26 protein-coding genes are annotated in these 19,803 nt (G+C 38.7%); 6 read left to right on the forward strand and 20 right to left on the reverse strand.

Annotated features, from left to right (window positions below; all coding sequences use genetic code 11):
• Window positions 1–7: 7 nt before the first annotated feature.
• From ychF to rsmG, 6 genes are read right to left on the reverse strand one after another with little or no spacing between them, the layout of a single operon-like run.
• Window positions 8–1,108 (reverse strand): redox-regulated ATPase YchF, encoded by a 1,101-nt coding sequence (gene ychF / locus BN1206_RS08420; protein ID WP_013438679.1) that lies wholly within the window; start codon window positions 1,106–1,108, stop codon window positions 8–10.
• Between the two features lie 56 nt (window positions 1,109–1,164).
• Window positions 1,165–1,428, reverse strand: a complete 264-nt coding sequence (locus BN1206_RS08425) for a DUF951 domain-containing protein (protein ID WP_013438680.1) — start codon at window positions 1,426–1,428, stop codon at window positions 1,165–1,167.
• Window positions 1,421–2,305, reverse strand: coding sequence for a ParB/RepB/Spo0J family partition protein (locus BN1206_RS08430; protein ID WP_013438681.1), 885 nt, complete (start codon window positions 2,303–2,305; stop codon window positions 1,421–1,423). Before BN1206_RS08430 ends, BN1206_RS08425 begins: the two co-directional genes overlap by 8 nt.
• Complete coding sequence (locus BN1206_RS08435) at window positions 2,283–3,062, reverse strand: ParA family protein (RefSeq protein WP_013438682.1); 780 nt, start codon at window positions 3,060–3,062, stop codon at window positions 2,283–2,285. The genes BN1206_RS08430 and BN1206_RS08435 overlap by 23 nt, the downstream gene beginning before the upstream one ends.
• Window positions 3,063–3,076: 14 nt before the next feature.
• Window positions 3,077–3,913 (reverse strand): nucleoid occlusion protein, encoded by an 837-nt coding sequence (noc, locus tag BN1206_RS08440; protein ID WP_014566206.1) that lies wholly within the window; start codon window positions 3,911–3,913, stop codon window positions 3,077–3,079.
• Window positions 3,914–3,929: 16 nt separating this feature from the next.
• Complete coding sequence (gene rsmG, locus BN1206_RS08445; RefSeq protein WP_013438684.1) at window positions 3,930–4,652, reverse strand: 16S rRNA (guanine(527)-N(7))-methyltransferase RsmG; 723 nt, start codon at window positions 4,650–4,652, stop codon at window positions 3,930–3,932.
• Between the two features lie 160 nt (window positions 4,653–4,812).
• Between rsmG and BN1206_RS08450 the strand changes: the two genes are divergently transcribed.
• The gene (locus BN1206_RS08450) at window positions 4,813–5,349 is read left to right on the forward strand and encodes a CvpA family protein (RefSeq protein WP_013438685.1); all 537 of its coding nucleotides are present in this window, start codon (window positions 4,813–4,815) and stop codon (window positions 5,347–5,349) included.
• 47 nt (window positions 5,350–5,396) lie between these two features.
• On the opposite strand, the gene BN1206_RS08455 is transcribed toward BN1206_RS08450, so the two are convergent.
• From BN1206_RS08455 to BN1206_RS08480, 6 genes are all read right to left on the reverse strand, one after another.
• On the reverse strand, window positions 5,397–6,326 hold the full coding sequence (locus BN1206_RS08455; protein WP_013642524.1) for an FAD:protein FMN transferase: 930 nt from the start codon (window positions 6,324–6,326) through the stop codon (window positions 5,397–5,399).
• 5 nt (window positions 6,327–6,331) lie between these two features.
• Window positions 6,332–7,123 carry a tyrosine-protein phosphatase gene (locus tag BN1206_RS08460; protein WP_013642525.1) on the reverse strand — a complete coding sequence of 264 codons (792 nt, stop codon included), beginning with the start codon at window positions 7,121–7,123 and terminating at the stop codon, window positions 6,332–6,334.
• Between the two features lie 96 nt (window positions 7,124–7,219).
• Window positions 7,220–7,768 carry an NADPH-dependent FMN reductase gene (locus BN1206_RS08465; RefSeq protein ID WP_013438688.1) on the reverse strand — a complete coding sequence of 183 codons (549 nt, stop codon included), beginning with the start codon at window positions 7,766–7,768 and terminating at the stop codon, window positions 7,220–7,222.
• A 13-nt stretch (window positions 7,769–7,781) separates the two neighbouring features.
• Window positions 7,782–8,321: an NADPH-dependent FMN reductase gene (locus BN1206_RS08470; protein WP_013438689.1), complete on the reverse strand. Its 540-nt coding sequence runs from the start codon at window positions 8,319–8,321 to the stop codon at window positions 7,782–7,784.
• 149 nt (window positions 8,322–8,470) lie between these two features.
• A complete protein-coding gene (locus BN1206_RS08475; RefSeq protein ID WP_013438690.1) occupies window positions 8,471–9,094 on the reverse strand; it encodes a TetR/AcrR family transcriptional regulator in 624 nt (207 codons plus the stop codon).
• 110 nt (window positions 9,095–9,204) lie between these two features.
• Window positions 9,205–9,447, reverse strand: coding sequence for a hypothetical protein (locus BN1206_RS08480; RefSeq protein WP_013438691.1), 243 nt, complete (start codon window positions 9,445–9,447; stop codon window positions 9,205–9,207).
• 89 nt (window positions 9,448–9,536) lie between these two features.
• Between BN1206_RS08480 and BN1206_RS08485 the strand changes: the two genes are divergently transcribed.
• Window positions 9,537–10,949 carry a C69 family dipeptidase gene (locus BN1206_RS08485; protein ID WP_014566207.1) on the forward strand — a complete coding sequence of 471 codons (1,413 nt, stop codon included), beginning with the start codon at window positions 9,537–9,539 and terminating at the stop codon, window positions 10,947–10,949.
• A gap of 40 nt (window positions 10,950–10,989) precedes the next feature.
• On the opposite strand, the gene BN1206_RS08490 is transcribed toward BN1206_RS08485, so the two are convergent.
• The 4 genes from BN1206_RS08490 to BN1206_RS08505 all read right to left on the reverse strand — a co-directional run bounded on the left by BN1206_RS08490 (window position 10,990) and on the right by BN1206_RS08505 (window position 13,967).
• Complete coding sequence (locus BN1206_RS08490) at window positions 10,990–11,664, reverse strand: ABC transporter ATP-binding protein (RefSeq protein WP_013642527.1); 675 nt, start codon at window positions 11,662–11,664, stop codon at window positions 10,990–10,992.
• Between the two features lies 1 nt (window position 11,665).
• Window positions 11,666–12,727: an ABC transporter permease gene (locus tag BN1206_RS08495; protein ID WP_013438694.1), complete on the reverse strand. Its 1,062-nt coding sequence runs from the start codon at window positions 12,725–12,727 to the stop codon at window positions 11,666–11,668.
• Complete coding sequence (locus BN1206_RS08500; RefSeq protein ID WP_013438695.1) at window positions 12,728–13,255, reverse strand: TetR/AcrR family transcriptional regulator; 528 nt, start codon at window positions 13,253–13,255, stop codon at window positions 12,728–12,730. It lies immediately after the preceding gene.
• A gap of 112 nt (window positions 13,256–13,367) precedes the next feature.
• Complete coding sequence (locus BN1206_RS08505) at window positions 13,368–13,967, reverse strand: histidine phosphatase family protein (protein WP_013438696.1); 600 nt, start codon at window positions 13,965–13,967, stop codon at window positions 13,368–13,370.
• Between the two features lie 139 nt (window positions 13,968–14,106).
• Between BN1206_RS08505 and BN1206_RS08510 the strand changes: the two genes are divergently transcribed.
• Window positions 14,107–14,850, forward strand: coding sequence for an alpha/beta hydrolase (locus tag BN1206_RS08510; protein ID WP_013438697.1), 744 nt, complete (start codon window positions 14,107–14,109; stop codon window positions 14,848–14,850).
• On the opposite strand, the gene yaaA is transcribed toward BN1206_RS08510, so the two are convergent.
• Window positions 14,847–15,608: a peroxide stress protein YaaA gene (gene yaaA, locus BN1206_RS08515; protein WP_013438698.1), complete on the reverse strand. Its 762-nt coding sequence runs from the start codon at window positions 15,606–15,608 to the stop codon at window positions 14,847–14,849. The two genes, BN1206_RS08510 and yaaA, sit on opposite strands and share 4 nt — an antisense overlap.
• Before the next feature lie 52 nt (window positions 15,609–15,660).
• Here yaaA and BN1206_RS08520 point away from each other — a divergent pair, with 52 nt between their 5' ends.
• Window positions 15,661–16,299 carry a hypothetical protein gene (locus BN1206_RS08520; protein WP_052543255.1) on the forward strand — a complete coding sequence of 213 codons (639 nt, stop codon included), beginning with the start codon at window positions 15,661–15,663 and terminating at the stop codon, window positions 16,297–16,299.
• 32 nt (window positions 16,300–16,331) lie between these two features.
• Here BN1206_RS08520 and BN1206_RS08525 read toward each other — a convergent pair whose 3' ends face one another.
• Window positions 16,332–17,126 (reverse strand): DUF4931 domain-containing protein, encoded by a 795-nt coding sequence (locus tag BN1206_RS08525; RefSeq protein ID WP_014566211.1) that lies wholly within the window; start codon window positions 17,124–17,126, stop codon window positions 16,332–16,334.
• Between the two features lie 144 nt (window positions 17,127–17,270).
• Between BN1206_RS08525 and BN1206_RS08530 the strand changes: the two genes are divergently transcribed.
• On the forward strand, window positions 17,271–18,479 hold the full coding sequence (locus BN1206_RS08530) for a L,D-transpeptidase family protein (RefSeq protein ID WP_052543256.1): 1,209 nt from the start codon (window positions 17,271–17,273) through the stop codon (window positions 18,477–18,479).
• 83 nt (window positions 18,480–18,562) lie between these two features.
• On the forward strand, window positions 18,563–18,760 hold the full coding sequence (locus BN1206_RS08535; RefSeq protein WP_013438702.1) for a hypothetical protein: 198 nt from the start codon (window positions 18,563–18,565) through the stop codon (window positions 18,758–18,760).
• Between the two features lie 362 nt (window positions 18,761–19,122).
• On the opposite strand, the gene BN1206_RS10200 is transcribed toward BN1206_RS08535, so the two are convergent.
• Complete coding sequence (locus BN1206_RS10200) at window positions 19,123–19,482, reverse strand: hypothetical protein (protein WP_231576002.1); 360 nt, start codon at window positions 19,480–19,482, stop codon at window positions 19,123–19,125.
• Window positions 19,451–19,795: a DUF6198 family protein gene (locus tag BN1206_RS10205; RefSeq protein WP_231576003.1), complete on the reverse strand. Its 345-nt coding sequence runs from the start codon at window positions 19,793–19,795 to the stop codon at window positions 19,451–19,453. Before BN1206_RS10205 ends, BN1206_RS10200 begins: the two co-directional genes overlap by 32 nt.
• Window positions 19,796–19,803 lie beyond the last annotated feature (8 nt).

Raw genomic sequence — 19,803 nt, forward strand, 5'->3', positions numbered from 1 at the left:
CTTACTCCTAGACGTTAAATCTGAATTCGATAATGTCACCATCTTGAACCACGTAGTCCTTACCTTCAAGACGAAGCTTACCTGCTTCCTTAACCTTTTGCATAGTTTCAAGCTTGTCTAAGTCATCGAATGAAACAACTTCGGCACGAATGAAACCACGTTCAAAGTCTGAGTGAATAATACCAGCAACTTGAGGAGCCTTCATACCTTCGTGGAAAGTCCAAGCACGAGTTTCAGGACCACCAGCAGTGAAGAAAGTTCTAAGGCCTAAAATGTGGTAAGCGGCACGAATCAAACGGTCCAAACCTGGTTCCTTAACGCCTTCCATTTCAAGCATTTCCTTCTTTTCATCGCCGTCAAGACCAGCAATTTGTTCTTCGGCAGATGCAGAAATACCCAAAGCTTCAGCATGTTCCTTTTCAGCGTGCTTCTTAACGATTTGGAAGTACTTGTCGCTTTCTGGATCAGCCATTGAGCTTTCAGCAATGTTAGCAACGTAAATAACTGGCTTAGCAGTCAAAAGGAACAAGCCCTTAACAATCTTTTGTTCATCCTTGTTAAAATCGATTGAACGAGCAGCGTTACCCTCTTCAAGAACTGGCTTAAGCTTTTCAAGTACAGCCATTTCAGCCTTAGCTTCCTTATCGCCTTGTTGAGCAACCTTCTTTACCTTGCCGATACGTTTGTTAACAGCATCAAGGTCAGCGATGGCAAGTTCCAAGTTGATAGTGTTGATATCTTCTTCTGGATCAACTTTACCAGTAACTGAAGTAATGTTGTCGTCATCGAAAGCACGTACTACGTGAACAATCGCATCAGTTTGACGAATGTTTTCAAGGAACTTGTTACCAAGACCTTCACCCTTTGAAGCACCCTTTACCAAACCGGCAATATCAGTAAATTCAAAAGTAGTGTGAACAATCTTCTTAGCAGGAATCAATTCTTGGATTCTAGCTAAACGTTCATCAGGAACTTCAACCATTCCGACGTTTGGTTCGATGGTGGCAAATGGGTAGTTGGCCATTTCAGCACCAGCCTTAGTAATCGCGTTAAACAAAGTTGACTTACCAACGTTTGGCAAACCAACAATACCAGCAGTTAATGACATTTGTTGTCCTCTTTTTCTAAAAATCTATTATTTTATATTTTTCTTACTTGTCTATTTTATCTAAAATTTGGGCGAGCGATACGATCTTTTGGCACATATTGTTCTTTTTTTGCATTAACCGGGTCATTAGCCTTAGTTAATACTTTCTTCAACTTACGGTTGAACTCGCTACGGGGCATCATTACCATGTGTCCGCATCCCATGCACTTCAATTTAATATCCGCACCCATGCGTAAAATTTCCCAGTCGTTAGTTTGACAAGCATGGGGCTTCTTCATTTGAACCGTATCAGCCAAATTGTAGGAAATTTCTTTAGCCATCTAAATCAACACCTAACAAATCAAGAATCCTATTCAATTCATCGGCAGAAGCAAAGTCGATTGAAAGATGTCCCTTACCCTTTTTCGTTTCAGAAATATTAACGCTTGAGCCAAATTTGTTTGAAAGTTGATTTTCGCTTGCGCGAATAAATGCGGATTTTTTAACCGTCTTCTTTTGTGGCTTCTTCGCATTCATTTCGCTAACTAAAGCTTCAACCTTGCGAACCGGCATCCCTTCCTTAGCTACTCGCTTAGCCAAGGCATCAATCTTGTCTTTATCCTTCAAGCCTAAAAGGGTTCTAGCTTGACCCATTGATAAATCGCCGTGTTGGAGCAAGCGCTTAGTCTTGCTTGGTAAAGTAAGCAAACGCAAGTAGTTGGCGATATATGGACGAGATTTGCCCATTCGCTTAGAAACTTCTTCTTGCGTCAAGCCGAGGTTCTTTTGGAGCATCTCGTAAGCTTGTGCTTCTTCAAGTGGAGTTAAGTCTTCACGTTGCAAGTTTTCCAAGACTGCAACTTCCATCATTTGACTTTCATCGAATTTACGGACAATTGCTGGAATCGTCTTTTTCTTAGCTAACTTTGAAGCACGATAGCGGCGTTCACCAGCGATAATCTCATAGCCGTTAACAGACTTACGCACGATAATTGGTTGAAAAACGCCGTTTTCTTTAATGGAATCGGATAATTCTCTTAAGCTCTTATCGTCAAATCGCTTTCTTGGCTGATATGGATTAGGACGAATATCGCTTAAATCGAGTTCTTTGACTTCTTCAATTTCCTCAATTTGAGGTTCATCTTCAAAAAGAGCCTCAATCCCGCGACCTAAGCCGCCCTTTTTTCTTGGCTCCTTACTTCTTGAGTCTCTTGCCATGAGCTTTCAACACCTCTTTTGCTAAATCATCATATACCTTCGCACCACGTGACTTTGGAGCATATTCCGTAATTGGTTGGCCATAACTTGGAGCTTCTGCCAACTTGGTAATTCTAGGAATAATTGTCTTGTAAACCTTCTTGCTAAAGTATGATTGAACTTCCTTAACAACTTCGGCACCCAAGTTAGTTCTGGCATCCAGCATAGTTAAAAGCACGCCTTCAACGCCAAGGTCTTTATTGAAGTGCTTTTGAACCAAACGAATGGTATTCAAAAGCTGGCTCAAACCTTCCATAGCGTAGTATTCACTTTGTACTGGAATCAAAATTGAGTCTGATGCAGTAAAAGCGTTGATTGAAAGCTGACCTAGTGATGGTGGACAGTCAATAAAGACAAAATCATACTTATCGCTAACTGCATCAAGTGCTGACTTAAGGCGAGTTTCACGTGCCATCATGCTGATAAGTTCAGTTTCAGCACCTGATAAGTTGATGGTTGCTGGAACCATGTCCAACTTAGGAGTTGAAGTATGATGAATTGTATCTTGAATAGGAACTTCATCAATTAAAACATTGTAAATGTCCTGGTCAATCTCTGATTTTTCAATTCCTAAACCAGAGGTAGCGTTGCCTTGTGGGTCAATGTCCACAATTAACACGCGATAACCACGGTCGGCAATTGAGGCTGCTAAATTAATGGTAGTAGTAGTCTTACCTACGCCGCCTTTTTGGTTAGCAACCGAAATTACATTTACCATATTTTCCATCCTTCCTACTTTCTCTTCAATTCAATAATGATCTTGTAATCATCAGGATCGTTGTTTTCCTTGACCTTGACCTTAATGCCTGAATCCTTAGCCAATTTAACAGCCTTCTTGATGGTGTTGATTTGCACCTTAAGATCCTTAGGAATACGTTTTACAACACGTTCACGCTTAGTTTCCTTTTCCTTAGGCTTAGGGTTAAAGTAGGCATCCACGTCTTTAGCAATTTCTTCAGTTTGCTTTACGTTTAAGCCCTTATCTTCGATTTCCTTTAAAACACGTTCTTGATCATCGTTACTTAAGTTAAGCAAAGCACGGCCATGACGAGCGGTAATTTTGCCTTCAATCAAAGCCTTTTGCACATCATCGTCAAGCTTTAACAAACGCAACTTGTTAGCAACGTATGATTGTGACTTACCCATGTCCTTAGCTAAAGCAGTTTGAGTCAAGTCGTTCAACTTCATCAAATTAGTGTAGGCCTTAGCTTCATCGATTGGGTTCAAGTCTTCACGTTGCAAGTTTTCGATTAAAGCAAGTGAAGCAGCTTGATCATCATTCATGTTATTGACGATTGCTGGAATAGTTTCCCAGTTTAAGCTTTTAGCTGCACGATAACGACGTTCACCAGCAATAATTTCATAGTGATCCTCGCCGTCTTCACGAACAACGATTGGTTGAAGTAAACCGTCCTTATCAAGCGTTTCAGCCAATTCCTTGATTGAATCGTCTGAAAATTCACGACGCGGTTGATAACGGTTAGGAACAATCTTATCTAATTCAATATCTTGAATTTGTTTGTTTTTAGGAACTTCTTCATCATGACGCATAAAAGAAAATAATGACATAATATTCCCTCCTAAATTAATGTATTGGTTTACGCCGCGGCGTACCAGCTTGACGTGGATACTTTTTCGGCGTGGACTTTACTTTTTGAACTAAGACTAAAGTTCTCTCTTCTTCACTTGCTGGCAAAGTAAGCTCTTCGTCCTTGATGAGCTTGCCGCCTAAGACTTCAAGCGCCTTTTTGCCATCGTCTAATTCATCCTCAGCTTTAGGGCCCTTTAAGGCAACAAAATAACCGCCCTTCTTAACCAAAGGCAGGCAGTATTCGCTCAAAACTGACATTCTGGCTACGGCACGAGCAGTCACAATATCGAACCTTTCACGATAAAGCTTGTTTTGGCCGACATCTTCGGCACGACCATGAACTAGCTCTACATCGGTTAAACCTAATTCGCTAATTAAATCTTTTAAGAAATTCAGTCTCTTTTGAAGAGAGTCAACAATCGTTACTTTAAGACCTGGTTTTAAAATCTTGAGCGGAATTGAAGGAAAGCCAGCACCAGCACCAACATCACAGAGCGTTGCACCATCTTTAAAAACTGCGCCAAAAGTAAAAAGAGGCGTAATACTATCATAAAAGTGCTTAAGATATACTTCGTCTTCTTCAGTGATTCTAGTCAAGTTAACGTGTTCGTTAACTTCGATCAACATTTTAAAATAAAGTTTAAATTGCTGCTTTTGTTTATCAGTTAATTCAAAATTATGTTTTGATAGTTCTAAGACAAATTTTTCAGGATTCATTTTTCACCCGTGGAACCTTGTTTCACATTCTAAATTTAACGCCAAATGCGTCCATAAGTAAAGACAGATCGTCTTTATAATTATGAAGTATTTTATTGCAATCGTCAAAGTTTTGCAGCCTGAAAAATAGGGTATAATTAGGCGCAAGGAGATTAAAAAAATGATTGTTACTTTGATAGTTTTAGCTTACTTAGCTTATAAAACTTATACAGGTTATAAAACCGGCTTTACGAGATACATTATCGGATTAATTTGTTCCGCAATTGTCTTCATGATAGCGATTTTCGCACAGAATCCACTCGGCAATTGGCTTTACACACAATTTACCGGGGAAATGATTAGAAGCAACGCAACGAATAACGTTGAATTAATGATCGCGCGTTTCGTCGCATTCTTCCTTGTTTTCTTTGTTGGAAAAATGATCATGAAGATCTTCAAAAACTGGATTCCAGCCAAGAATCCGCACGCTACAAACGTAGGCAGCATTTTAGACAATGTTTTAGGTGCTTTGGCTTCGTTAGTTGCCAGCTACTTCATCGTTTACGTTGTCTTATCAATGTTCAACGCTTTGCAAAACCCATGGTTCATGCAGCAAACGATTGATTCATCGTTTTTGCGGTTTATCATTTACAACACACCAGGTCTTTCCAACGGTGTCTTCAACAATATCTTTAATATTAGTAAGACAGTTGGATAATAACCAAAAAAAGAGAACTAAGTTTAGCTTAGTTCTCTTTTTTTGCTTTATTTATCAAAATTATCGTATTCAACGTGTTCGTCGTTATAAACAAAGATCGCACCGATTCGATCTGGATCATCACGCCAATTTTTCATTGGATGACCTGCGAAAAATAGTCGTTTACATTCGATTTCGGCTTCAACCGATGTCTTGGTAAAAGTGGTTACCCCGGCCAAATCTGTTTCAACAGGATAACCCGTTCTAGGATCGATCAAGTGGTGGTACTTATGACCATCAACCACCAAATAACGCTCATATGTACCGCTTGTAACGGCAGAACATTGCGCTACCATTACCGAGGTAATATTGTCGCCACGTGGCTCCTTAGGGTCTTGAATCCCAATTACCCATTGACCATTAGCTCTCTTAGGTGAATCACCTACAAGCAAGATATTGCCGCCTAAGTTGATGATACCGGCTTCTACGCCATAGGCCAGCCAAAGATCACGAATTCTATCAGCAATCCAACCTTTGGCAATACCGCCCAAATCAAGCTCCATACCTTTCATCTTAAGAAAAACGGTTTGATTTTGATCATCTAAAACAACTTTAAATGGGTCGGTTAACAGCATTCTCTCTTTGATTTCGCTGTCTTTTGGTACATGTGCTCCCTTGAAGCCGATGTGCCATAACTTAACAACAGGTCCAATCAAAGCATTAAAACCAAAGTTCTCGCGGCTTTTTTCAACCGCTAATTTGACCAAGCCGTAAACCGGACTTGAAACTTGAACTGGGTGTTCACCAGCCGCATGATTGATGTCCATTACTTCAGATTCATCCCTATTAACCGTTAATAAATCCTCATAATGATCAATCAATTCAAATGATTTTTGCAATAGGTCTCGTTTTTGCGTACCAAAAATCTGCAATGTAATTGAAGTACCTAATGCATGATGATGTCCGACTACTTGCTCTAATGCTAAATCTTTAATCATTTTCTCTAGTCTTCCAAATATAATTCACGCAATGCATCTTGCAATTGTGGCGTTAAACCAATCTTCTCTCGTAGATAATTATCGATCCCACCAAATTCTTTTTCAATTGCAATTAATGATGTATCCAAAAATGCATCGCTCACTGAGCCCAAAATACGCATGTTGGCGCGAAGGCAGAGGTTACCGCCCTTTTCTTTGATAGCACGGTCTCGCTTAGCACGATAATCGTTGAGCATGTAATTCGAGTACAGATAATCTTGTCTAATCGTCTCCATATCGACGCCTAAAATATACAAGATCATCACCGTTACAATACCCGTTCTATCTTTTCCTTCGGAACAATGGTATAAAACGGCACCGTCTTCAGTATTGGCAAGCACTTCAAGGATTTGATGCAAACTATTTTGTGCGTGCTCTTTAATAACGTGTGAACGATAACGGTCACACATCATTCTAAAGCCAGCATATTGATCCTTACGGTAAGTTGCAAAAACTTTATCTAAGTCCTTCTTGCCGCCGTTGGTGTTGTCATCTTTAGCAATAGAGATATCGAGATGCTCTACCCCAGGAATCTCACTGTCTGGCATCTTGTCACATTCATGTGGTGAACGCAGATCGATAATCTTAGTTAGACCATAATCAAGCAAAAACTTTTCATCTTTTGAGGTGATATTGCTAATCTTTCCTGATCTAATTAAACGATGCATTTTTACTTTGCGTCCCTGATAGCCAACATAACCGCCTAAATCACGCGGATTGCGTACCTTTTCTAACGGTAAAACAACAGGTTTTACCATCAATTCTCACCTCTTTACAATTTATTTTTTTAATGAAAAAAACCGAATAGTATTCCTATTCGGTAATTTTACTATTGAGTTAGCAAACTGACAAAATTATTTATTTGCTTGTGCAACAAAATTTACGAAGTTATCCATCATTGCATCTAATTGCTTGATAGAAGCTTCATCAGTTAAGTCGCCGCTTTCCTTATCAAAGTTTCTAGCAGCACCACCGATTAAGATTTCGTTACCTGGCAAAACATTTGCACTCATGTCTGGTGAAAGCAAGATTTCACGTGCGTCTTCTTGAGCACGGCTTGAACCTTGAACACCATATGAAGTACCAACTACTGCTGCTGGCTTCATCTTCATTACGTTAGGACCAGCGTGTGAACCTAACCATTCAAGTGCACTCTTCAAAGCAGCAGGAATTGAGTGGTCGTATTCTGGCGTAGTCAAAATGATACCGTCAGCGTTTTTAATATCTTTAATCCACTTCTTAGTAGCTTCGTCTGGTTCTTCAGTTCTACAGAATGGTTTGATGTCATCAATTTCTCTTACTTCGATATCGGCTTTTTCAGCATAACGTTTAGCAATAAATTTTGCTAAAAAACGATTATATGAAAATGGAGCATTTGTACCAACGATTGCTAATAATTTCATTTATCTAAGCCCCCTACTTAACAAGTTGTGCGTACCAGTCATCAACTTCGTCAAAGAAGTGTTTCAAAAACTTAAGCGTACCTTCTTCTGTCAAATGGCCTTCTTCATCAAATTGCTTTGGTGCAAAGCCCATCATAAATTCATCGCCGTTGAATACGTGTGCGCTAAAACCAGGAGCAGCCAAGATGCTCTTCAAACGAGTTTGTGAACGAGCAGCACCTTGTGGCATTGGTGAGGTTGAAACAATTACTACTGGCTTATTGTGGAAGGGGTGGACAGAACTTGAAAGCCATTCAAGAGCACTCTTTAATGCGCTAGTCACTGAGTGTTGTTGTTCTGGGGAACCAATCAAAATCATATCAGCATCTTCAATTTTCTTACCCAAGTCGAGTACGTTTTGAGGTGCTTCAACGCCTTCTTTAAACATTGGCAAGCCTTTAACTGTTGCAAAGTCAAAATCATATTTATAATCTAGGTTCTTCATGATAACTCTAAGTAATTTTTCGTTAAATGAGTTATCGGCATTAGAGCCAGATAAAGCTAGTACCTTCATAAAAACCACCTTTCGAAAATAACTTCATAATAATTATAACTTAATGCATTCAAAAGAAAGCCAAAATAGGTTTTTTAACAAAAGAAAAAGACATTTTCAAATCGAAAATGTCTTCTTGCGGGTGAAAAGCGCTAATGATTGGCGAATTGTTATGCCAAGTTGTCCTTAAGAGAAGCTTCGTCATCTGCGGCGAACATAGTATTCTCTTGAGTTTCACTAAGACGATCATTAAGCATAGCATCGTGAATCTGTGCGTTTAACACGTTGATAATTTGGTTTTGGTTGAAGCTTGCAATTTCGTTAACTACAAGTGCAGCCATACCAGTAGTTGAGATCCAGTTGGCTACAACAATGTCGTGAATCTTGTCTTGATCATAATCAGTATCAGGATATTGTTCGTTGAATTTTTCAACGCCTAAGTCCATTAAAGTGTCAGCAATGATTTTGCTACCGAATTTACCATCAACAAACATTGCACGGAACAAGTTTACATGTTTCTTGGCAAAATCAATATATGACAAGTCAAGGTCAATCAAAGGTTCACCAGTGTATTTTTGTTGCAAAGTGTGAGCTCTTAAATCATCGGAAATTCTCTTCAGTACCTGACTACGAAGATCTTCCATGTTGTCAAATTCAAGATACAAAGGTTGGGTTGAGAAGTGACCTGCCTTAGCAATGCTACGAGCAGTCAAGCCTTCAATACCATCCTTAATTGCCATCTTATAAGCTGTGTCTAAAATTTTGCCTTTACTGATTTCTTTCTTTCTTGCCATTTTAATGCACCTCAATCATTTTTATCCCAACGCGCTTTTCAATACACTTGTTATTTTTATGATCATCATATATCCCAAAAATAACAAATGCAAGTTTTATTTATTATTTTTTATAGTCGCCTGAATAATGATGAATCATTGTCTCCGGTAAATTGGTCATAATGTGAAGACACCATTTCAATAACTGCTTGCTTATCTAAGCCTTGTGCTGCGCAGAAGGAAAAGAAAGCAGCAGATAAAATGTAACCACGCTCACGATCGTCCTTCAAATTATCTGAGAACTTCATATTGATCGTATGAGCGTCGTAATCTGTCGTTAATTCGATCGATTTATCCTCTGGTTTATCGTTCATATCAAAACCTCATTTTCCCAAAAAATAATATAAAACCTCATTTTTACATTATAATTATATTACAAATTAATTTAGAAAGAGTGTAAAAAATGAATACTAAAATCGGTCGTTCATCTTGTACTTCAATTTTAATTGGTAAAAAGGCTTCTTTGACCGGTAGCGTTGTTATTGGACGTAACGAAGATGCCAAAACTGCTTGGCCAAAACACCTTGCTTTTAACGCACATAAAATAATTCAAAATAACCATTTCAAATCTAAGGATAACAAATTTGAGATGGATTTGCCGAAAGAACGTTTTTCTTACTCTTCAACTCCAGAGTGGACTGACAAGTACGGTGTCTTTGAAGAAGACGGCATCAACGAATATCACGTGGCAATGAGTGCCACCGAAAGTGCTTATGCTAATGAAAGAGTATTGGCTGCTGATCCTTTTGAGACTGAAAAAGGCATTTTGGAAGAAGCTATGGTTACTGTAGTTTTGCCTTACGTAAAAACTGCCCGTGAAGGTGTTGAACGTTTAGGCAAAATTGTGGAAAAACATGGTGCTGCTGAAGCCGATGGTATTTTATTCGGCGATCGCGACGAAGCTTGGTACATGGAAATCGGTTCTGGTCACCACTGGGTAGCTATGCGCATCCCTGACGACTCATACGCCGTTGTCGCTAACCAATTAGCCATCCAAGAAATCGACTTTAACGATGCGAAAAACTTCATGTTCTCAAAAGAAATTCAAGAATTCGTTAAAGAAAACAAGTTATGGCCAGCAAATCAAAGTTTTAACTTTAGAGAAATCTTTGGTACGCACGACGATAGCGACCTCCACTACAACACACCACGTGTTTGGATTGGGCAAAAATTATTAACTCCATCAGTTAAGCAAGAGCCTGAAAGTTTTGACTTGCCATTTGTTCAAAAAGCAGACAAGCCAATCTCAATCCGCAACGCCCAAGACGTATTGTGTAATCACTACCAAAATACGCCTTACGATTTAACCAACCCTAAGAATAAGGACAACGCTACCTTCCGTCCTATTTCCGTTGCTACCACGCAAGAATCGCACTTGCTTGAGTTGAACGGTGAAAAGATGGTTCATTGGTTAGCAATGGGTGTCGGTGCGCAAAGTGTTTATGTGCCATTTTACCCACAAGGCACCAAGGTTCCTACCATGTATAAATACGGCAAGGAAACTTATTCTTCCAACTCGGCTTACTGGGTATTCAAACTGGCTAGCGTCTTGGTCGACCGCAATTGGGGCAAATACGGCAGCGAATTAAGCTCGGCTCAAACTGAAGCCCGCGAAAAGACAATGCGCTTGCGTCATGAATATGATGCGAAACTAGCTAATGAAACTGACTCATCTAAGCAAACTGACTTGGTTAATGAAGCTAACGACAAGATGGCTAAGGCTGCACTTGATATTTACAAGAAGCTCATTGCCAAATTGATCACGCAACAAACCGGTGATTCACCTCTTAGATTCAAGATGGATCCAAACTTATAATCCAAACTAAAAAAGCCACAAATGTGGCTTTTTATTTTTGCTATTTTTTCTGGGTCATTTGCCCATCCATCATTTCATAGATGTGATCGGCATACTTCTCAAGTCGAGGATCGTGTGTAACGAGCATAACGACCTTGTCACGCTTTTTTGCGAGATCCTTGAACAATTGTCCTACCTCTTCGACATTCTTCGTATCAAGCGAAGCAGTAGGTTCATCTGCTAGCAGGATTTCTGGATTAGCGTAAAGCGCACGCGCAATAGCGGCACGTTGCTGCTGACCACCTGATAATTCACTGGGGTATTTCTTGACCAAATCTGTAATACCTAATTGCTTAAGCAGATCTTGCAATTCTTCTCGTGAGATATTATTTTGCTTTTTTACCTTATCAACTAAAGTAAATTGCTCATTCACTGTCAAAAATGGTACTAGGTTGTAAGCTTGCAAAACAAAACCGATTTTGTTCAAACGCAATTCATTACGCTTTTTGGCGGAAAAATCGCTGATATCTTCATCGTTAATCAAGACTTCGCCTGAAGTTGGCTTTTGCAATGAACCTGCAATCGTCAAAAAAGTACTCTTACCAGCACCGGAAGGTCCCATAATTAAAACAACTTCGCCTTTATCTGCCTTAAAGTTAATATCTTTTAAAGCAACAACTTGCGCGTCGCCTTTACCATAAACTTTCTTTACGTCTTTTAATTCAATTACTGCCATTTTATTCACCAATCGCCTTTGCTGGATCAACTTTCAAGATAGATCTGATTGGAATCAAACTACCAATAATTCCCATTACAAGCATGCCAACTGTTCCACCAACCATAATCATTGGCGTGAAACTTATTGGAACTGCTGCAGGCAAAGCTGCGTTAGTGATCCACATCAAAATCAAACCGATAATGACACCGATAGCTACTAAGATAATTGATTGGCTAATCGTTGCCCCAACCAAGGTCTTGCTTGGAATACCTTGCGCACGCATAACGGCAAAATTGTGCATCTTTTGCATGGTTAAAATGTACAAGAAGACTGCAACGATAATAAGTGAAATGACAAATAAGAAGCCAATCATCAACTCAAAGGTTGTGTTTTGAGCGGTGTAGCCTGGCAATTTATTGATGAATTTAGCAATTGGATAAGTTTTAGCATTCTTATGGTTATATTTATAACTGCTATCTCGTGAAATAATAGCTGAGGCAACTACATTTGGTGCGGCCATCCGCATTTTCTTCCATGTAGTTAATGAGCCATAAACAATTGGGGCAATATTGATCTTGGCATTTTGAACGAAACCAACGATCTTATATTTCTTGCTTGAACCATTTAGGCTAATTTTATCGCCCAGCTTATAACCCTTATCTCGAAAACTAGAATCTACTGTAACTTGATTGTTTTTAGTAGCCTTCTTACCAGAAACTAATTTTTGGTCTTGATAGATAAATTGATTTTTCTTAACCCCTAAAAATTGTGCAGAAACAGTCTCACGATTCTTTTCTTTGACAACTATTCCTAATTGACCAACATATGCTTCATCCTTGCCTACATTAGCATTCTTAACATCTTTTTTGGTAAGAATAGATTGGAACATGCTGACATTGGAATTCTTATTCAGAATTACTTTTTGTGCATCCCAACTTCCAATGGCTTGCGTATTCTCACTTGCCAGTCCCACTGATAAAGATGACAACATAAAGATCAAATAACTGATCAAGAAAATCATTAAAATAATTAATCCGTAACGAAGCTTTTCATGCTTAATTTCCTTAATCGCTAAAAACAACTAGTCCATCCCCTTTGCAATGATTCCCAAGCTCTTTTTATAGCGAGCCAAATTCTTTTCTTTGTTTTTAGGATCAGATAAGCAGAGATTAATTACTTCATGGCTTAAGACCATGGCACTCCAGATCTCTGGGCTCATATTAAGCAATTGTCTGGAGTAAATCTTAAAGTTATCCGGAATCAAATATTTATTTTGAGCCATGTGCAGTTTCATCATCGGTTCAAACTTGCTGTATTGCGTTTCATCGATGAATTTCACTACACGATCATAAAAATGATCCGGATCAAATTTTTCATCAGGACTCATATTTGTATGAATCGTTTCGATTGCAATGTGATACATGTAAAGATATGCATCTGTTAGATCATCAAAATATTTATAAAATGCTCCTCGAGCAATGTCTGCTTTTTTGACAATGTGTGACACTTTAGCTTGTGCTAAAGGATAGGTGCTGAATTCTTCCAGCAATACTGCTTCAATTTTTTGACGTTTAGCAGTTGGTAAATTTGTAAATGTAGACTTAACCATCGTTATCCCTCTTTCCCCTATTAATGACGAATTGTCACTTATGCAATATAATAACTCTTTGTGACACATTGTCAATACATGCATATAAAAAAAGAGAAATTTTTTATTTCTCTTAAGCAAGCACACGGTTGTAGTATACCAAACGTGCAATGCCACCTTTTACGCTGAATTTAGTTAAGGCGCTGTTGTCTGGCGTATCGATTTTATCCATGTCACCGTTAGTCAAATAGTGAGCAGCCATCATTCTGATTAAACGGCCATGAGCTACAACCAAAACCTTTTTATCAGGATATTTGCGGTACATTTCATCTAAGAATTCACCACAACGTTTGTCAAAATCTTCATAGCTTTCGCCATTCTTAGAATATTTAACATAGTCACGATTTACCTTGCCCCAAGGATCGACAACATCCGGATATTTTTCACCAATTTCATCCATCTTCATGCCGTCCCAATCGCCGAAGTCGAATTCAAGCAAGCGGTCATCCAAGTTGATCTCTTTTTTACCCTTAGTAAAAATCTTGGCTGTTTCTACCGCTCTCTTCATTGGGCTTGAGTAAACAACATCAAATTCACTTTCATCAAAATTCTTGGCTGCTTTTCTGGCATATTCGTGGCCGTAATCATTTAATTCCGCATCAACTTTTGCACCTTGAAGTCGGTTATCTTTATTTACGTCTGTTTGACCATGACGGATAAATACAATTTCCATTATTGTTTCCTCCCATATTCAATAACTAAATATTACGCTCATTGCACCAATCTTTACAATTTCTTAAACTCTTTTTTTTGCCGTTTTTAAACTTAAAAAGCTTACAATAAATGTAAAGCATGAAGAAAGGGGAAAATCTATGTCCCGCATTACAATTGAAAGAGATGGTCTCACCTTAGTAGGAGATCGTGAAGAGCCTTTTGGCGAAATTTATGACATGGCTATACTTATGCACGGCTTCACTGCAAATAGAAATACTGATCTATTAAGACAGATTGCTGACGACTTACGTGACAAAAATGTAGCCAGCGTGCGTTTTGACTTCAATGGTCATGGTGAAAGCAACGGTAAATTTGAAAATATGACTGTGTGCAACGAAATTGCCGATGGTCAAGCTATTTTGGAATATGTCCGTACCGATCCACACGTGCGCAATATCTTTTTAGTAGGTCATTCTCAAGGCGGCGTAATTGCCTCAATGCTCGCTGGACTTTATCCCGACATTATCAAAAAGGTTGTGCTTTTGGCCCCTGCAGCTCAACTTAAGGACGATGCATTAAAGGGCGATACACAAGGTGCAACTTACAATCCTGATCGCATTCCTGCAACTGTGCCTCTTGGCGATAAAAAATTAGGCGGCTTCTACTTAAGAACCGCACAAGTTTTGCCAATTTACGAAGTATCTGAGCGCTTCACTGGTCCGGTATCAGTCATTGTTGGCACTAACGATCAAGTCGTTGATCCTAAGTATGCTAAAAAGTATGACGAAGTTTACGCAAATAGTGAAATGCATACTATCGAAAATGCAGATCATAGCTTTACTGGTCAATACAAAGATGAAGCAGCTGACCTAACCGCACAATTTTTAAAACCATTATTCTAGCGCTGACTAAAATCGAAGGCAGTTCTAAAAATATAATGATCATCTGAACTAACTTCTGGCTCAAATTGAAATTCAAAATCATGAAAATCTCGCAAATCTGCGGGATTTTTTATTTGGTTTTCTGCCATAAAACGCACCATTTCACCGCGCGCCATCTTAGCGTGGACACCAACGGTTTTCCATTCACCATTTTTTAATTCTTGAAAATCAATGGTTATCATTCTACGCTTTTCATTTAAATATGGCTTGATCAAGCGCATATACTGCTTTGAGGCTAAATTGATTACTATATCGTCTTCTTTAAACAAACTATTGGCAATGTCATCACCCCAAAAGTGGTAGAGACTGTAGTCACGAAAGCCGATCATCTTGGTGTTTAATTCCAAGCGATATGGACAAACACCGTCAAATGGCCTGAGCATCCCGTAAAAACCGGAAAGAATGCGCAAATTCTTTTGGATATAATCAAGCGCTGGCTGGGTAAAAATGTCTGGTGCCATGTACTGATATTGAATGCCCGAAAAGGCTAAAATTGCTGGTGTTAAGCGATCATCCAAGTCCATATTTTTTAATTGAAGAATGCCCTGTTCCGTCACCTTTTGACTAGCATGCCACAAAGTATCTAGTTGCTCTTTCGTGCGTGACTTCAAAAAATGCTCTAGTATTCTGGTCTTAGTCAAAAACTCCGGCTTTGATTGCACGGGAAATGAATCACGGTCGATTTTCATAATTTTTGCTGGGGCAATAATAATTTTCATTTTTATTCCTTTACGGTAAACTAAGTTAGTAATTAACAAGGAGGACAAAAAGATGAATCCTGATTTTGCAATTGTCTTAAATTTTAAAACAACTGGTGACTTTGACGCCGATTTTTTAGTTAAAACTGCACATAACATTGGTGCCCGTGCCGTTATGAGTAGCGATCCTGCCGCTTTTAAAGAAGCCTGCGAAAAGTACACGATCTTTTTAGCTGACGAGCAAGCTGGCCTCGATTTAGCCAGCGTTAACGTAATTGATACGATGGTTAATAATCGTAAAAATGGTGAAGCTACCATTATTAACATCCCTGTTAATGACGGTAAATTCGATGAAGCTACCCAAAAGTTGCTTGATACCATTAATTCATGGATGCACCAATTTGGTCATGCCTTTAACGAAGGCAAGCCTAGCCCTTTAACTGTCAGTGATGGTTTCATTTTAGAAAACCGCCATGCTGATTATCAGAAATATGTCTTCTTGAAGGATATTCCAGCTAAGATCGTAGTTGAAGGCCTAGATAAAGAGCCTAACCGCGTTGAATGGATCGAGCACAGAACTGAACTTGATTTTGCCATGAAAGATGGCAAATTGACCATTAATTTGATTAAGCCAGACGACGTCTTTGACTGGAACGTACTCCGGATCCAAGCTCACCGTCCTGAAGACAACATTATTCATACTGAATTCTAGCGAAAAAGCATTCTCAATCGAGAATGCTTTTTTTATTCTACCTTAGAACCTTCATCATAAAATTTTCTAAAGCGATGTGCTTCTTTATCCAGCGTGATTTCATCGTTTACCTGGGACAGTTTATAACCCACAAAGTAAGGTGGCGCTTCAAAACGCGTTATAAACTTAGCACAAATGCCACCATCGTTACGTGGATAAAAGAATAAGTTATACGAATCGCATCTGCCATTATACATAACGTTAAGCAGGTATTTCGCACCACTTTGCAACCAGTCGGCCCAAAGATCAACACCGATACGATCAATCAAGTTAATATTTAATTCAGTGTAGCCTCGGACGGGATGTTCCGCGATGTTGACCTCTACTCCATCTTCATCAAACAGGGTCTTGCCTTCAAAGTTGTTAGGGTGAATGTACTTATAGCCATCTTCATGCTTGAAGCCAACAATCTGCATATGGGGATGAATCAATGAGCCACCAGAATGAGGCCCATAATTTTTGTACCACACCACTGACTCGTAGTTGGTATCTTGGTTCATTTGGTCAAAGCAATCCAAACTAAAACGCATCAATTTACGGTTGTGTTCCTTAGTATAGGTGCTTATATCGCCGTTATGGTCGCTCGACTCGATTAAAACAGTCTGAACAGTATCACGTAAAGTTGGGTACTTATTGTGCAGCCAAATAATGTCGTCCTCTTTTTTGTAAATGTCAGTTAGGCTTGCGACATCACAAAAGGGACAAACATTTTTCTTCTTATCCTTACGATAAGACTGGGGTTTATCCTTTGCCACGCTTAGCTGGAAAACTAATGGATCATTATTCATATTTTCCCCCTCCTAAAATAAATGATGTTATCTACATTGTTAATAAAGTAAAATAAGCACGTAACTTTACTATATTAGTAACACTTGCTATACTGTGTCAAAACAAGCGCTTATTCGAAAATTCAAGAGATGGATAATAACAATATGCAATCTAGAAGAGAACTTAGAAAACATAATAACCGCAATAATCTCTATTTAATAATTATCGGCGTAATTATCATAATTGCAATTATTTGTGGTGTGTTTATTCACAACAAGCGAGTTCAAGCCGAACAAAAGCAACGCACTTTTGCGACTACTCACTTCAACCCTAACGTTACTATCTACGGGGTCAAGGTTGGCAATTTAACTGTTAACAAGGCTACCAACAAGATTAACGAAAAGGCCGACAACGTATTCTTCTTGAGAAACAAGAAGTTGGTTTCTGAACGAGACACCAACATCCAAACAATTGATAGTCAAACTGTACAAAATTACTTCGATAAACAACATACAGACTTGCCTAACAATAAAAAGTACACTTACAACTCAAAGGACTTAAGCGAAGCAAAGAAGAACTTGCAAAAGATGCAAAAAGCTTCTGTTACTTACAACATTGCTGGTAAGAGCTTCAAGCTAAATGCCGCTGATTTGATTCGTGAAATTACTTATAAGGATGGCAAATATCAATTTACTGACGTTAAGGGCTTAACTAAGAAGTTAAAAGAAATCAATAACCAAGTTAAGACGCTTAAAAAAACTTACAAGATTGCAGTTCCCGTTGGCAATAAAGTTGATGGTAAAACCATTACCACTACTAACGAAAGCTACGGCTGGGGCGTTTATGTAAAGAAAGCCACTACAGCTGTAGAAAAAGCCTTTATGAACGGCGATGCTACTGTTGATGGTAGTAAATACATCTACGGCGAAGGCTTCAGTACTTATGCTCACGGCTATGGCAAGAGCAACAACGGTATCGGCAATAACTACGTTGTAGTTTCTATCAAGAACCAAGAATTATGGATTGTCCGCAAGGGCCGCGTGGCAGTTCACTTGAATGATGTCGTTACTGGTACTCTTAAAGGTGGTAAAGGCAGCCAAACTCCCAAGGGTGTTTGGTACATCATGTACAAGCAATCACCAAGTGTGCTCCGCGGATTTAACGATGACGGTTCTAAATACGCATCAAAGGTTCAATACTGGATGCCATTTACCTTAAGTGGTTGTGGCTTGCATGATGCTAGTTGGAGAACCGACTGGAGCAAGACAGCTTACTTACAAGGTGGTTCACACGGTTGTGTTAACATTCGTCCTGCAGAAATCAGAAGCGTTTGGGACAACGTCATAACTAATGAACCAGTAATTGTTTATTAAAAATAAGGCTTTTCGAATTTGAAGAGTTTTATTTTTTTGCGTAAAATTAGATAAAAAAGATACAGATTTTTGAGAGGACTCTTATGTTAATAATTGGAATTCTTTGCCTGTTTGTAGCGGCAATTTCATACTTTAGATACTTAAACGAAAAGCAAAACAATGCTAAGAAAAATAATAAAAACAGTACAAACGAAGCCAAATGGCAACGCACTCTTGCAATTATTTTCTTAATCTTGGGTGTGATTTTGGTTGTCTACGTAGTCGCTTTGCACAGATTTTAAAGCAATAAAAAGATCCCCGAAATTCGTAACCGAGTTTCAGGAATCTTTTCGTTTCAAGGGGATTGGGTGTGTAATTTAAGAATTTGTTATCATGCTAAATTAGAATTTACTAGTTTAATTGCCTTTTTCTTCTTTGATTACCGTTAGCAATAAATATCATTTTTCTCATTTACATCTCTCCTTTTTTCTTAAATTTTAATTGTCTATAGAATACTCGGAGGATTTGAATAAATTATGCGGATAAATTAATGATCAGTTTAAGAAAATCTTCCTTAAAGCATAAGAACGTTAAGAAATTTAAAAGTTTACTCTTGCAAATAAAAAAGGTCCTACTTTCGTAGAGCCTTATTTATTAGGTTTATTTACTTGTTTTTAGCCTTAGCTATTCTCTTATTCAACTCATCTTGCAAGAGCCTTTCTTGTTCAACGAATGAATCATACATTTCCTTAGAGTTGGCCATGTTGTGGCGAACAATCTTCAACTGACTTCTTAAATCAGAAGTTGAGTATTCAGACATGTTGTTACGCATCGTTTCAGTCGTTTGCAACGCGTTATAGATAGTGTGATAAGTACGCTTACCAATGTGCGACAAAAGCATAACGGCAGCAACCATGAATAAAACTTCTTGTGTGATTCTAGCAGTTCGGTAAGATAACTTCGTTCTTTGCGTGATAATTGGTGCAATAGCATCATATGGTGCCGCACCAAGGTCCGGTGCCATGTAAAGCGATGCACCCCAGTGTGAACAAAATCAAACCGATCAAGGTGTCAGCTGCCACAATCAAGAACGTAGTTCGGTAGCCAAATAATTGGTGGTAAATCGTAGTAAACCATTGAATTTCAAATCCGACCAGAACCATGTTTAAGATAGTACCGATTCCGATTTGCTTACGGTCCAGCCACAAAATAAAAATGAAAATCACCAAGTTTACTGCTAATTGGTAAACACCAAGTCCGATTCCTAATTTGTTAGAAATACCGGTGTTCACGGCAGTAAATGAATCTAGACCACCACGCAAAAACGTGGTTCCCATTGATAAAA

Origin of the sequence: Lactobacillus sp. OTU4228, assembly GCF_001006945.1 — a bacterium.
Lineage (GTDB): Bacteria > Bacillota > Bacilli > Lactobacillales > Lactobacillaceae > Lactobacillus > Lactobacillus amylovorus.